General features: G+C 72.4%; 13 protein-coding genes. 5 read left to right on the top strand and 8 right to left on the bottom strand.

The window, feature by feature from the left end:
- Positions 1 to 943, top strand: a 943-nt coding sequence (locus tag D471_RS0103895; RefSeq protein WP_017597415.1) for a tetratricopeptide repeat protein, incomplete at its 5' end; no start/stop codon positions are given.
- A 38-nt stretch (positions 944 to 981) separates the two neighbouring features.
- On the opposite strand, the gene D471_RS0103900 is transcribed toward D471_RS0103895, so the two are convergent.
- From D471_RS0103900 to D471_RS0103915, 4 genes are all read right to left on the bottom strand, one after another.
- A complete protein-coding gene (locus D471_RS0103900; protein ID WP_017597416.1) occupies positions 982 to 1,185 on the bottom strand; it encodes a DUF5999 family protein in 204 nt (67 codons plus the stop codon).
- 195 nt (positions 1,186 to 1,380) lie between these two features.
- A complete protein-coding gene (locus D471_RS0103905; RefSeq protein ID WP_241479562.1) occupies positions 1,381 to 2,805 on the bottom strand; it encodes a threonine/serine exporter family protein in 1,425 nt (474 codons plus the stop codon).
- Positions 2,806 to 2,992: 187 nt separating this feature from the next.
- Entirely contained in the window at positions 2,993 to 3,682 is a 690-nt protein-coding gene (locus tag D471_RS0103910) for a response regulator (protein ID WP_026127387.1), read from the bottom strand.
- 53 nt (positions 3,683 to 3,735) lie between these two features.
- Complete coding sequence (locus tag D471_RS0103915; protein WP_017597419.1) at positions 3,736 to 4,539, bottom strand: RecB family exonuclease; 804 nt, start codon at positions 4,537 to 4,539, stop codon at positions 3,736 to 3,738.
- An 88-nt stretch (positions 4,540 to 4,627) separates the two neighbouring features.
- Here D471_RS0103915 and D471_RS0103920 point away from each other — a divergent pair, with 88 nt between their 5' ends.
- Positions 4,628 to 5,782 (top strand): site-2 protease family protein, encoded by a 1,155-nt coding sequence (locus D471_RS0103920; RefSeq protein ID WP_083924066.1) that lies wholly within the window; start codon positions 4,628 to 4,630, stop codon positions 5,780 to 5,782.
- 332 nt (positions 5,783 to 6,114) lie between these two features.
- Here D471_RS0103920 and D471_RS0103925 read toward each other — a convergent pair whose 3' ends face one another.
- Both D471_RS0103925 and D471_RS0103930 read right to left on the bottom strand, forming a co-directional pair.
- The gene (locus tag D471_RS0103925) at positions 6,115 to 6,588 is read right to left on the bottom strand and encodes a hypothetical protein (protein ID WP_017597421.1); all 474 of its coding nucleotides are present in this window, start codon (positions 6,586 to 6,588) and stop codon (positions 6,115 to 6,117) included.
- A 31-nt stretch (positions 6,589 to 6,619) separates the two neighbouring features.
- The gene (locus D471_RS0103930) at positions 6,620 to 7,933 is read right to left on the bottom strand and encodes a helix-turn-helix domain-containing protein (RefSeq protein WP_017597422.1); all 1,314 of its coding nucleotides are present in this window, start codon (positions 7,931 to 7,933) and stop codon (positions 6,620 to 6,622) included.
- Between the two features lie 355 nt (positions 7,934 to 8,288).
- Between D471_RS0103930 and D471_RS0103935 the strand changes: the two genes are divergently transcribed.
- Positions 8,289 to 8,501: a hypothetical protein gene (locus D471_RS0103935; RefSeq protein WP_338045317.1), complete on the top strand. Its 213-nt coding sequence runs from the start codon at positions 8,289 to 8,291 to the stop codon at positions 8,499 to 8,501.
- 171 nt (positions 8,502 to 8,672) lie between these two features.
- Here D471_RS0103935 and D471_RS0103940 read toward each other — a convergent pair whose 3' ends face one another.
- Positions 8,673 to 9,665 (bottom strand): AraC family transcriptional regulator, encoded by a 993-nt coding sequence (locus tag D471_RS0103940; RefSeq protein ID WP_017597424.1) that lies wholly within the window; start codon positions 9,663 to 9,665, stop codon positions 8,673 to 8,675.
- A 129-nt stretch (positions 9,666 to 9,794) separates the two neighbouring features.
- Here D471_RS0103940 and D471_RS0103945 point away from each other — a divergent pair, with 129 nt between their 5' ends.
- The gene (locus D471_RS0103945) at positions 9,795 to 10,205 is read left to right on the top strand and encodes a DUF2000 domain-containing protein (RefSeq protein ID WP_017597425.1); all 411 of its coding nucleotides are present in this window, start codon (positions 9,795 to 9,797) and stop codon (positions 10,203 to 10,205) included.
- 52 nt (positions 10,206 to 10,257) lie between these two features.
- On the opposite strand, the gene ppgK is transcribed toward D471_RS0103945, so the two are convergent.
- Positions 10,258 to 11,025: a polyphosphate--glucose phosphotransferase gene (ppgK, locus tag D471_RS0103950; RefSeq protein ID WP_017597426.1), complete on the bottom strand. Its 768-nt coding sequence runs from the start codon at positions 11,023 to 11,025 to the stop codon at positions 10,258 to 10,260.
- A 192-nt stretch (positions 11,026 to 11,217) separates the two neighbouring features.
- Between ppgK and D471_RS0103955 the strand changes: the two genes are divergently transcribed.
- Positions 11,218 to 12,143: tRNA (adenine-N1)-methyltransferase (locus D471_RS0103955; protein WP_017597427.1), on the top strand; the 926-nt coding region annotated here is incomplete at its 3' end.

The raw sequence follows: 12,143 nt of genomic DNA on the forward strand, positions 1-12,143 counted from the left end.
CCCGCGCGCCGCCTACCACCTGGCCCTGTCCCTGGAACAGGAGGGCGCGTGGGAGGAGGCCGCACGCGTCTGGCGGCGCCTGTTGGAGCTGGGCGGGCCCGCCTACACCGCCGTCGCCCACTACGGTCTGGCCCGTGACGCCGAGGAACGGGGCGAGACCGACCGGGCTGAGGCGCACTGGGAGGCCGCGCTCGACCTTCCGGCCGACCCGGGGTCGCTGGGCCCCCTACACTCGGACACCGTCGTCGAGGCCGCGCGCGACCTGGCCGGACGGCTGCTGGAGCGGGGGCGGCCTGAAGCCGCCAAGGCCGCGGTGGAACGAGGGCTGGCGGTCGCCGACACCCCGGAGCTGCGGCTGCTGCGCGCCGCGGCCCACCTGGAGCACGCCATCGCCGATCTGGGATCGGTGGTCGCTCCGGAGCCGGACGCCGACGGGGCCGCGCGGACGGAGCCGGCGACCTCCGGCGCCGCCGTCGAACTCCTGGCGGGGCTGCTCGCCCTGCGCGGGGAACCGGACGCGGCCGAGCGCGTCTGGCGGTCCGGCCTGGCGGCCCGTGACCCCGAGGCCGCCGAGCAGGTGCGCCGCCGTACGCGGCGGGGGTTCGCGTCCGCCCCCGAGGAGGACGCGAACGGGGCCGCGGCGCTCCCGTGGTGGGAACCCTATCTGGAGGAGGCGGCGGTCACCTCCAGCACGCCGGTGCTGGCGGGGGAGCTGTTCGCGGTCGTGACCCGGATGCACGCGCTGCTCGCCGTCCCCCTGGTGGAGGGCGAGGCCCGCCCCTCCGCACTGCGGACCGTCATGGAGCAGGCCCTGCGTACGCCGGGTGACACGGTGTGGGGGGCCGATGTGCACGCCGACTTCCGGCGTCGACTGCACGAGGCGATGGGGGAGGACCCGCTGCCCGAGGGGTGGCCGGAGCACGGGCCGGGCGACGGTTTCTGAACGGGCCGGCGAGAGCCCCGGGGCGGGAGTTCCCGAGGTCAGGCCGCCACGTGGACGACATCGGGGCGGTGCGGGGCGACGGACTGGCCGCCGGGCAGCAGCTCCCCGGTGTCCTCGAACAGGACGACACCGTTGCAGAGCAGGCTCCATCCCTGCTCGGGGTGGCTGGCGATCACTCGCGCCGCCTCACGGTCGGTGTCCTCGTAGGACGGGCAGGCGGGTTCGTGGCTGCACGTGAACATGGAAGGCCTTTCGGTCCAGAACGCTCGGCGTTGAGCTGACGCCAAGAGTAGTGGCTGACATCACATGTTGCTGCGGTTTGAGGCGAAACCTTCTCGCCTCTGTGCTCTGACTGTGAGATACCCGCTGGTGGCGTGGAAGTTCTGGCCGACTGTGGACAGATTCGGGGTGGGCGCGCCGCCGGGGTCGCACATCGCTCAGTACCCTCCGCGCGTCCTGCGGGCCGCGGGGCGGCCACGCATGCCCGCTCCGGCCAGACCGCCGTGTTGGAAGGCTCGGACGAGTTCGCCGCCGAGGTTGACCCCGGCGCCCAGGGCGAGGCCGACCATGACCGCCTCGACGATGCTGAGCAGTCCCGAGACCACCGTCCCCTGGGTGATCTGGATCAGTCCCCGGTACAGGATGCTGCCGGGCAGCAGGGGGGCGATGGAGGGGATGAGGTAGGGCAGGACCGGTCTGCGGGTACGCCGGGCGAGCCAGTGGCCGAAGACGCCCACGGCGATCGCGCCCGCGACGGTGCCCACGACCGGGGGGACCTCCAGGGTGGCGCGCAGACCGGCGTAGATCACCCAGATCAGCACGCCCAGGACGCCGATCGGGGGGAGCAGCTGTGGTGGGACCGCCAGGGAGATCGCGAAGGCCATCGCGATCCCCGCGGCGCCGAGGAGCACCGGGACCTCCAGGGAGGTGCCCGCCGAGGGCAGTGAGTCGAGGTTGACGTGTACGCCCAGGCGGATGGCGGTGTAGGCGACCGCGGCCACGCCGGACACGATCGCGCCCAGGATGAAGAAGGTCTCCAGGAGCCGGGCGGCCGCGGACACGTAGAAGCCGCTGATGCCGTCCTGGAGGCTGGACACCAGGGGACGTCCGGGGAGCAGGGCCATGATGTTCCCGGTGATGATGGCGCTGGCCTGGAGGCCGAGGTCCATCTCGGAGCTGATCCACAAGAGCCCGAGGCCGATGGTGGCGGCCACCACAGCGGCGGCCGCCATCTGGTAGAACTCGGCGACGCCGCGCCGGGCCAGGAAGACGGCGGTGCGGTCGCCCAGGACGGTGGCGAGGAAGGCCGCGGCCGCCACGATGACGCCGCCGCCCATCATCACACTGGCGCTGGAGGCGATGAGGCCGAAGCCGACCGCGATCATCCAGTTGGGGTAGGGCATGCGGGCGCGGCGGATCCGGTCGAGGCGGGTGGCGGCCTCCTCCAGGTCCAGCAGGCCGAGCGCGGCCTCCTGCACGAGGGTGTGCAGTTCGCCGACGCGGAAGTAGTCGAGGGTGCGCCGGCGGACGACGCGTTCACCGGTGACGGGCGGCTGGTCGCCTCCGGGGTGGGTGGAGAGGGTGATCGTGGTGAAGGTGACCGACACCTCCGCCCGTGGCAGGTCGAAGGCGACGGACAGGCTGAGCATGGCCTCGCTGACGGCCTCGGTGCCCTCGCCGCTGGCGAGCATGAGCTCGCCGACGCGCAGCACGGTGTCGATGGCCCGTGCGTCGGGGAGCTGGTCCTCCTCATCCAGGCCGTCGGGGGTGAGCTCACGCTCGTGGGCCGCCCGCCAGTCGCGCATCCTGCTCAGCAGGCGGTCCTCACTGGGTGCCACGGGCCGCTCTCGTTTGCTGGGCATGTCAGTCCTCCCCTCGCGTTCCGCCTGGTCCCGTCGTGGCCGGCGTGTCGTTCCAACGCACAGGAGACGCCGTCGTGCGGTTCGGGGTTCGCCTGGTCGGATGGTGCGCGCCGGTGAGGTCGGTCACCGGATCATCCTTCCAGGACGCGGGGGCCGCTGACAGCGACGCGCCGCGTCCCGCCGGTGCTCAGCGGGGTGGTTCGGGTTCTCCGGGGCGGACCAGGCCGGTCTCGTAGGCGTGGACGACCGCCTGGACGCGGTCGCGCAGCCCCAGTTTGGTGAGGAGGTTGCGTACGTGGGACTTCACGGTGGTCTCGCCCAGGAACAGGTGGGCGGCGATCTCGGCGTTGGACCAGCCGCGGGCGACCAGGCGCAGGACCTCGTGTTCGCGGGCGGTGAGGGGGTCGTCGGGGGCGGGTGTGGTGCCGGGGGCGGTGGGAAGGTGGGGCGCCCAGCGGCGCAGGAGCCGGTCGAGGACGGTGGGCGTGATGACGGCGCCGCCGTCGGCCACGACGTCGACGGCCGCGAGGAGTTCGGCGGGCGGGGCGTCCTTGAGCAGGAATCCGGCGGCGCCCGCGCGCAGGACGCCGACGGCGTACTCGTCGAGGTCGAAGGTGGTCAGGGCCAGGACGCGCACGCCGTGTCCGTGCCGTCCGGCCCACTCGGTGATCCGGCCGGTGGCCTCGATGCCGTCCATACCGGGCATGCGCACGTCCATGAGGACGACGTCGGGGAGGAGCCGGCGGGTGGCGTCGACGGCCTCGCGGCCGTCGGAGGCCTCACCCACGACGGAGAGGTGGCCGGCGGATTCCAGGATCATCCGGAAGCCGGAGCGCACGAGCGGTTGGTCGTCGACGAGCAGCACTGAGACGGGCACGGGCTTGATTGTGCCGTAGACGGGGTGATGGCGGTGCCCGAGGCGACTACCGCCTAGCGGGTGGGCAGGGGTGGTGGGGTCCCGCCGAACTCGGGGCAGATCGCCTGGTGTTCGCACCAGCCGCAGAGTTTGCTGCGCTTGGGTTGCCACACGCCGGTGCGTCCGGCCTCCTCGATCCGCTCCCAGATGTGGCCGATCTCCGCCTCGGCGGCGCGGAGTTCGTCCTCGGTGGGGTCGTACCAGCGGACGGCGCCGTCGCCGCCGAGGTAGACGAGCTGGAGTCGGGCGGGGACGACGCCGAGGTCGCGCCAGATCATGACGGCGTAGAAGAAGATCTGGAAGCGGGCCTTGTCCTCGAAGCGGGGGTGGGGTGACTTGCCGGTCTTGTAGTCGACGATCCTGATCTGTCCGCCCGGGGCGACGTCGAGGCGGTCGACGTAGCCGCGCAGGCGTAGGCCGGTGGGCAGGGCGACGTCCAGGCGCATCTCGCGGTCGCGGGGTTCGAGGGTGGTGGGGTTCTCCAGGTCGAAGTAACGGGTGACGAGTGCGCGGGCGGACTCCAGCCAGGCGTCGCGTTCGGTGTCGTCGGCGAAGAGGTCCTCGACCTCGGGCCGTTTGGTGCGCAGCTGTTCCCACTGGGGGTCGACGAGGCCGACGGCGGTGCGGGGGGTGCGGGTCTCGGCGGGGAGCTCGTAGAGGCGTTCCAGGCAGGCGTGGACCAGGGTGCCGCGCAGGGCCGCGGAACTGGGGGGCTCGGGGAGTTTGTCGATGGTCCGGAACCGGAACAGCAGCGGGCACTGGAGGAAGTCGGAGGCTCGCGAGGGGGAGAGGGCGGATGGGAGCGGCGCGGTGGTCATGGGATCGAGCCTATGAGAGGGGCGGGGGCCTTGGGGCGGGGGGGGGCGACCTNGCGACCTCCGCGGCCGGTACGCCTAGTCTGGGTGCGTGACCAATGGCAGTGACGATTCCAGGCCCGGATCCGGCGGGCGTTCGACGAGGCCGGGGCTCCTGCTCGGCCGTCCCTTCGGTATCCCGGTGTACGTGACCTCCTCGTGGGTGATCGTGGCGGTGTTGATCACGCTGGTCTACGGCGGGATCGTGCAGAACCGGTTGGCGTTGGGCCCGACGGCGTACCTGTTGGCGTTCGTGTTCGCGATCCTGTTGTACGCCTCGGTGTTGGTGCACGAGTTGGCGCATTCGGTGGTGGCCCGGGGGTTCGGGCTGCCCGTGCGGCGCATCGTGTTGTACGTGTTGGGCGGGGTCTCGGAGATCGAGCGTGAGGCGCCCACGCCGGGGCGGGAGTTCTGGATCGCGTTCGCCGGGCCGCTGTTGTCGCTGGTGTTGGCGGCGGGGGCGTATGTGTTGGCGTCGGTGGCCGATCCGTTCAGTGTGACGGGGGAGCTGCTGTTCCAGCTGTGGGTGGCGAACCTGCTGGTGGGGGTGTTCAACCTGTTGCCGGGGCTGCCGTTGGACGGTGGGCGGCTGCTGAGGGCGGGCGTGTGGAAGGTGACGGGGCGGGCGTTCACGGGCAGTGTGGTGGCGGCGTGGGGCGGCCGGGTGCTGGCCCTGGTGGTCGTGGCCCTGCCGTTCCTGTTCGCGTGGTCGGCTGGCGGGCGGCCCAGCCCGTGGGCGATCGTGTGGGGCCTGGTGTTGGGCGGTTTCATGTGGATGGGGTCGACGGAGGCGCTGTCGAGTGCCCGGGTGCGTGAGCGGGTTCCGGGGCTGCGGGCGCGGGGGTTGGCGCGGCCCGCGGTGACGGTGGTGGCGGACACGCCGCTGGCGGAGGCCGAGCGTCGGGCGGGGGAGTCGGGCGCTGAGGCGATCGTGGTGGTGGATGCCGGGGGTGTTCCGGTGTCGGTCGTGCATCCGGCGGCTGCCGAGGCGATCGGGGAGGGGCGCCGGGCGTGGGTGCCGGTGTCGAGTGTGTCGCGGGCGCTGACGCGGCATTCGGTGGTGTCGGCGGAGTTGGAGGGTGAGGAGCTCCTCGGCGTTTTGACGAGTCATCCGTTGCCCGAGTACCTGGTAGTGGGTGAGGACGGGGGCGTGTTCGGGGTGTTGCGGTCCGTGGACGTCAACGCGGCGATGACGGGTGACGACTGAGGTTCCGGCCGGGGGCTGGGGCCGTGGGTCCTGTCCTTCGGGGCGGCCACCCGCGGGGGTTCGGCGTCCGGGCGCCGCGGGGTTCTGTACGACGGGGTGCGCCGCTGGCGGGGAACGGGCGACAGGCGCGGCGGGGGAGGAGGGATCCCTGCCCTCGGGGCGCTCGGACACGGGCCGAAGCGACACGGAAGGCCCAGAGCGAACACGGTTCGGGCGCCGGCGGGGTTCTGGTGGAGGAGGCTGTGCCGTGGGCGTCCGCTGAGGGTGGTGGCGGGCGACGAAGTGGGCGGCGCCGCGCGGAGACGAAGCGGCGGGCCCGCAACGGGCACGGCCTAGCGGTGGGCGCCCTGGGGCCACAGGACGGACACGGGGCGGAAGCGTTCGCGGGCGTAGGCGACGACGTCGGCCGTGCCTCCGGGGCCGCGGGCGGGTTGGCCGTCCCAGACGGCGATGAGTTGGTCGCAGCGGTCGACCAGCGCCCTGCCCGCCGCCATGTGCGCCTGGGGGGTGGAGGCGGCGTTGGGGAGGGTGTGGACGAGGACGGCCTGTCCGAGCAGACGGTCGTAGGCGCTGTGGTGTTCGGCGGGCAGGGCCGCACGGTAGTCGCGGGCGGGGACGATCACCTCCAGGGGGGCGCCCGAGGCGATGACGGCTTCGGCGAAGAGGGTGTCGGCGCCGTCGGCCAGGCAGGACACCCCGGTCATCGTGCAGCCGTGGGGTTCCAGGTGGGTGGTGATGAGGTCGGCGACGCGTTCGCTGACGTCGGGGGGCAGTGCGCGGTGTCCGGTGATGCCGATGCGGATCACGAAACCTCCCTACTGGTCGTTGTGCGCCTATCTACCCAGTGGCGGACAGGTCGGTCATGAGTGAGGCGAGTCGGTCGTCGAGGGCGTCGACGCAGTTCGCGTGGGGGCCCCGGTAGCGGCGTCGGAAGGAGCGGACGCGGCCGATGACGCGTTCGGAGTTGAAGCGCACGCCTGTGGTGAGCGCGTCCTGGGCGAGTCGGAAGGCCTCGTCGACGTCTCCGGCCTCGGCGTGGGCGGAGGCGAGTTCGACCTGGAGGACGGCGGACTGTTTGGCGCTGGGTGAGGTGGGGCCGAAGGCTTCGGCGAAGGCGGCGCGGGCGTTGTGCGGTTGGCGCAGGCGTACGCCGACCAGGGCGCGGTAGCCGGCGACCTTGGCCTCGTCGAAGGCGAACACCCAGGGCCAGGGCGGGTCGCTGTTGCCGGGGCGGGCGACTTCGCGGTCGGCCTGGCCGAGGGAGTGGACGGCGGCGTGGGCGTCGCCGGTGCCCGCGTGGGCGAGGGCGGCCACGCAGTTGAGCCAGGCGCGGGCGGTGGGGTGTGCGGCGGGTCCGAGGACGTGTTCGGCTTCGCGGACGAGTCCGAGGCCGAGTTCGGGATCTTCGGCGGTGTCGATCTCGAATGCGGCGAGTGAGCCGAGCATGTAGACGTCGAGCAGGCGCATGCCCGCCTGGCGGGCGCGGACGACGGCGGTGCGGTAGTGCATGCGTGCGGAGCCCATGTCGCCTTGGTCGGCGTGGAGCCATCCGGCGAATCCGCGGGCTTCGCTGGCGGCGGCGCTGAGTTCGGTGAAGAAGGGTGTACCGCGCGAGTTCGTGAGCATGTGCTCGGACAGATGCACGTGCGCCACCGCGCTGGGCAGGAGGTGGCGGGCGGAGGAGGTAGCGTCCATGCGGCGCTGTCCGCCGGTGATCGACCGCAGCGCGGGGGCGGTGGTCTCGTTGACGGCGTGCTCCTCGCCGTTGCGGACCGGGGGGTGGGGCACGGTGGTGATGAGGGCGCCGGCGGCGACCGCGCGTCCGAAGTCGCGGCGTTTCGTACCGTCCACTCCCTTCGGTGCGGGGCCGTCCCGTGGCGGGGTGCCGGTGAAGCGGATCAGGTGCAGGGGGATCGCCAGTCGGCGGGCGAGGTCCTGGACCTGGGTGACGGTGAGGGCCTGTTGGCCGTTGATCACGCGTGAGACCCAGCTTTGGGAGTAGTCGACCGCGCGGGCGAGGTCGCCCTGTGACCATCCGCGTGCTTCGCGCACGCCCTCGATGACCGTCGCCATGTCGCAGGTGGCCAGTGCGGCCGCGATGCGCGGTCGGGTCCACAGGTCCGGTGGGAGATCGCCGTCTGGTTGGGGCATGAGCCTAGGTTAGGGATTCGTGTGGTGCTCGGGGGCTATGTGCGAGAAAGAAAGGGGCATGCGGGATACGCATAGGCGCGCTCGGTCACTCTCCGGATACGGCAGAGTGGCAGGGGTTGCCGGTGGATGCCGGAGTACCTGGGAGGGAGGCCCTGTGACCGTTGAGACCCCATCGGCGGGTAGCCCGAGTCTGGCCGCGTACGGGCGCGGGGGAGATGTCGGACCCGAGTGCGTCGGGTCTGCCGGAGTCGCTCCGACACCCGAGGCGGGTGGTCGGGTGGACCCGGCCTGTCGTGCTTTGCACGGGTTGGCCGCGGAGTTGCGTTCGCGGGGGGTGGAGGTTCGTGAGGACGGGGTGTTCGGCTCCGTTGACGCGGGTCCGGCCTCACGTCCGCAGCGCGCGTTGCTGCGCCCGCATCGCGGCGGCCTGTGGTGGTGGATGCGCTGGCCCCTCCAGGAGGGGGTGTCGTCGGCGCTGGCGGGCGTTCCGCTCTCGCCGGTCACCTGTACTTCCGAGGCCGCGCGGCGGATCGCGGGCGCGCTGGCGGCATCGGTGGGCGAACCCTGAACACGCGCGGGGGTCGTCCCCCGCGCTTTTGCGGGCGTGTGCCGTGTCCACGCCCGGTGAGCGGGTGGGGTCTGGGCTTCCCCGAAACCCAGTCTCCCTCTGCACGGGGCTCTGTCCTGCCCTGCCCGCTCGCCCCGTACGGCCATGAGAAGGCCGGGGCGCTCCCCTGACTCACCGCCCCTCCGTCCCTTTCGGTGAGTTGAGTTTCCCGGCTCCGGTGCCTGGTCGTCGACCGGGCACCGGCTGGTCGTCGGTGTCGGGGCGCTTTCTGTGGACGCCGCTCGTCGCGCGGCGGGGGAGGTGTTCGCGGGACACGCCCTCAGGGCCGGTGCGGACGACGCGTCCTCGTGCGGCGCGGTAGACGCCGGGGGTCACGCCGTAGTAGCGGGTGAACCACCGGGTCAGGTGGCTCTGGTCGGCGAAGCCCGCGTGCGCGGCGGCTTCGGCCAGGGGCGCTCCGGCGGTGATGAGCGTCCGGGCCCTTCTGAGCCGGAGCTGGCGTCGGTAGTCGCCGGGGGCCATGCCCTCCACGGCGCGGAAGGCGCGGTGGACGGTGTAGCGGCTGCGTCCGACCGCGTCGGCCAGGTCGTCGGTGTCCAGGTCCTCGGTGAGGCGTTCGTGCAGGATCGAACGGACGTGCCGGGCCACCCGGCGGGCGTCGTGGCTGGAGACCGGGGTCGTCGGTGACGGGGTCGCTGCTCCGCCTCGAACCATCGAGAGCACGGCGGCGTGGAGGGCCTCGTCGGTGTCCAGGCGGGGTGCGCCGCTGGTGAGGACGGTGTGGAGGCGGCGTAGCGCCGCGGCCAGGTCTGGGGCGTCCACCACGGGTTCGGGAAAGAGGGGGAGCGCCCCGGGGGTGCCGGTGGCGTCGGAGAGCACCGAGCGCACCAGGTCGGGGCCGATGTGGATGATGCGGTAGGTGAATCCCGGTTCGGCGCCCGCGTGTCCGTCGTGGGGCTCGTCGGGGTTGAGGGCGAGGACCATCCCGGGTGTGCTGGTGTGCGCGCCGCCTCGGCAGTGGAAGGCCTGGAGGCCTGATTCGGTCACGCCGAAGGAGTAGGTGTCGTGGCTGTGGCGGTGGTAGGCGTGGCTGGTGAAGTGGGCGTGCATGGCCTCCAGCGGCCGGTCGGGGGAACGCCAGTAGCGGGTCCAGTCCTCGTTCACGGGTCCATTGTCCCTCAGGGGCACGCGCGCCGTAGGCGTCTGTCGGGGGCGGCCCGTCCGCGGGCCTCCCCTTCGCGGCGCGCACGAGCGTTCAAGACCGCCGCCCCCTCCGCCCGGGATGGTCGGGGCATGCGTTTCGACACCAAGATCGCCGTGGCCGTCCGGGAGGACCTGGCCGTGTGGCAGAAGCTCAACGTGACCGCGTTCCTCAGCAGCGGGGTCGCCGGCGCTCACCGGGAGGTGGTGGGGGAGCCGTACGAGGACGCCTCGGGACGGACCTACCTGCCGATGTTCCGTGAGCCGGTCATGGTCTTCACCGCCGACTCCCCCGCGTTGGCGCGCACGCTCGACCGGGCGCGTTCGCGGGACCTGGCCACGGCCCTGTACACGGACGGGTTGTTCAAGACGGGCAACGACGACGACAACCGGGCGGCGGTGCGCGCGGTGCCCACGGAGGGGCTGGATCTGGTGGGTGTGGCCGTCTACGGTCCCCGCCGGGCGGTGGACAAGGTGGTCAAGGGGTTGCGGTTGCATCCGTGACCGCGTGTCCCGGGCCGTGCGGGTGCGCCGCGCGGCCCGGGGCGGGGGAGGGTCAGGACGCGTTGTGCCCGTCGTCGGCGGCGGCCAGGGCGGCGCCGACGATCCCCGCCGTGTTCAGCAGGGCGGCGGGGACGGCGGGGGGGGGGATGTCCAGCAGGGGGAGGAACCGGTCGGCCTTGCGGCTCACCCCGCCGCCGACCACGATGAGGTCCGGCCACAGCAGGTCCTCGACCACCCGGTAGTAGCGGTTGAGCCGCTGGTGCGCCCACTCCTCGTAGGTCAGACCGTCGCGTTTGCGCGCGGCTGAGGAGGCGCGGGTCTCGGCGTCGTGGCCGTCGACCTCGAGGTGGCCGAACTCGGTGTTGGGCACCAGGCGGCCGTCGACCACCAGGGCGGTGCCGATCCCGGTGCCCAGCGTGGTGAGGAGGACGACGCCGGGTACGTCCTTGGCGGCGCCGAAGCGGGTCTCGGCGACGGCGGCGGCGTCGGCGTCGTTGAGGACCCGGACCGGGCGGCCAGTGGCCTTGGTGAACAGGGCTCGGGCGTCGGTGTCGATCCAGGCGTCGTCGAGGTTGGCGGCGGTGCGGATGACGCCGTTCTGGACGATTCCGGGGAAGGTGACGCCGAGGGGCCCGTCGGCGGCCTCGGGGAAGTGGGCGGCGATCTGCCTCACCACTTCGGCCATCTGCTCTGGTGTGTGGTGCTCGGGTGTGGAGAACTTCAGGCGTTCGGCGGTGAACTCCCCCGTCGTCAGGTCGACGGGTGCGCCCTTGATGCCGCTGCCGCCGATGTCGATTCCCAAGCCGATCGGCTGTGCCATGTGCTGTGGTCTTTCGTGGTGTCGTGTTCGTGCGCGGTCACTGGTCTGGACCAGTGAAGCAGATGCTGCCCTTATCCGGCGCGCCGGGGAACCCCGGCGGCGGAGTGGTTCGGCGTGGTCGGGTCGGTGCCGGGGTGCCGATACGCTGGGCGACTGCCCGACCAAACGCGACGTGGGAAGACGAGAGCGACGTTGACCGGTATCCATGGCCGCCGCGGCCCCTTCACCGACGGCGACACCGTGCAGCTGACCGACCCCAAGGGTCGTATGCACACGATCACGCTGACCGAGGGTGGCGCCTTCCACTCGCACAAGGGCAAGGTCGACCACGCCGACCTCATCGGGCGGCCCGAGGGCAGTGTGGTGCGCTCCAACACCGGTACGGCGTACGTGGCGTTGCGTCCGCTGCTGATCGACTACACGCTGTCGATGAAGCGCGGGGCGACGATCGTCTACCCCAAGGACGCCGCGCAGGTGCTGGTGGAGGCGGACATCTTCCCGGGCGCCCGTGTGGTGGAGGCCGGGGCCGGTTCGGGCGCCATGTCGAACTGGTTGCTGCGCGCGGTCGGTGAGCACGGGATGGTGCACTCCTACGAGCGTCGTGCCGACTTCGCCGAGATCGCTCGTAAGAACGTCGAACGCTTCCACGGCGGGCCGCACCCGGCGTGGCGGCTGACCGTCGGCGATCTGGTCGAGTCGTTGGACGAGACGGACGTGGACCGGGTCTTCCTGGACATGTTGGCGCCGTGGGAGTGCCTGGACGCGGTGGCGGGGGCGCTGATCCCGGGTGGTCTGGTGTGCTGCTACGTGGCCACCACCACGCAGTTGTCGCGGGTGGTGGAGGAGCTGCGTGAGGACGCCCGGTTCTACGAGCCGCGGTCGTGGGAGACCATGCTGCGCACCTGGCATGTGGAGGGTCTGGCGGTGCGTCCGGACCACCGGATGATCGGCCACACCGGGTTCCTGGTGACGGCGCGGCGCCTGGCCGACGGCGCGGAGGCGCCCGAACGGCGCCGCCGTCCGGCCAAGGGCGCCTACGGCAAGGACTACGAGGCGGCCCGCGCGGCCGGGCGGGCGCCCGCGGCGGGGTCCGCTGACACGGCGGGGTCGGCCGACAC

The organism is Nocardiopsis lucentensis DSM 44048 (genome assembly GCF_000341125.1).
GTDB lineage: Bacteria > Actinomycetota > Actinomycetes > Streptosporangiales > Streptosporangiaceae > Nocardiopsis > Nocardiopsis lucentensis.

Excerpts from the sequence above, each read along its gene's own strand:
- D471_RS0103900 (WP_017597416.1), bottom strand. The coding sequence starts at position 1,185 with ATGTTCACGTGCAGCCACGAACCCGCCTGCCCGTCCTACGAGGACACC.
- D471_RS0103905 (WP_241479562.1), bottom strand. The coding sequence starts at position 2,805 with ATGCCCAGCAAACGAGAGCGGCCCGTGGCACCCAGTGAGGACCGCCTG.
- D471_RS0103915 (WP_017597419.1), bottom strand. The coding sequence starts at position 4,539 with ATGACCACCGCGCCGCTCCCATCCGCCCTCTCCCCCTCGCGAGCCTCC.
- D471_RS0103930 (WP_017597422.1), bottom strand. The coding sequence starts at position 7,933 with ATGCCCCAACCAGACGGCGATCTCCCACCGGACCTGTGGACCCGACCG.
- D471_RS0103945 (WP_017597425.1), top strand. The coding sequence starts at position 9,795 with ATGCGTTTCGACACCAAGATCGCCGTGGCCGTCCGGGAGGACCTGGCC.
- ppgK (WP_017597426.1), bottom strand. The coding sequence starts at position 11,025 with ATGGCACAGCCGATCGGCTTGGGAATCGACATCGGCGGCAGCGGCATC.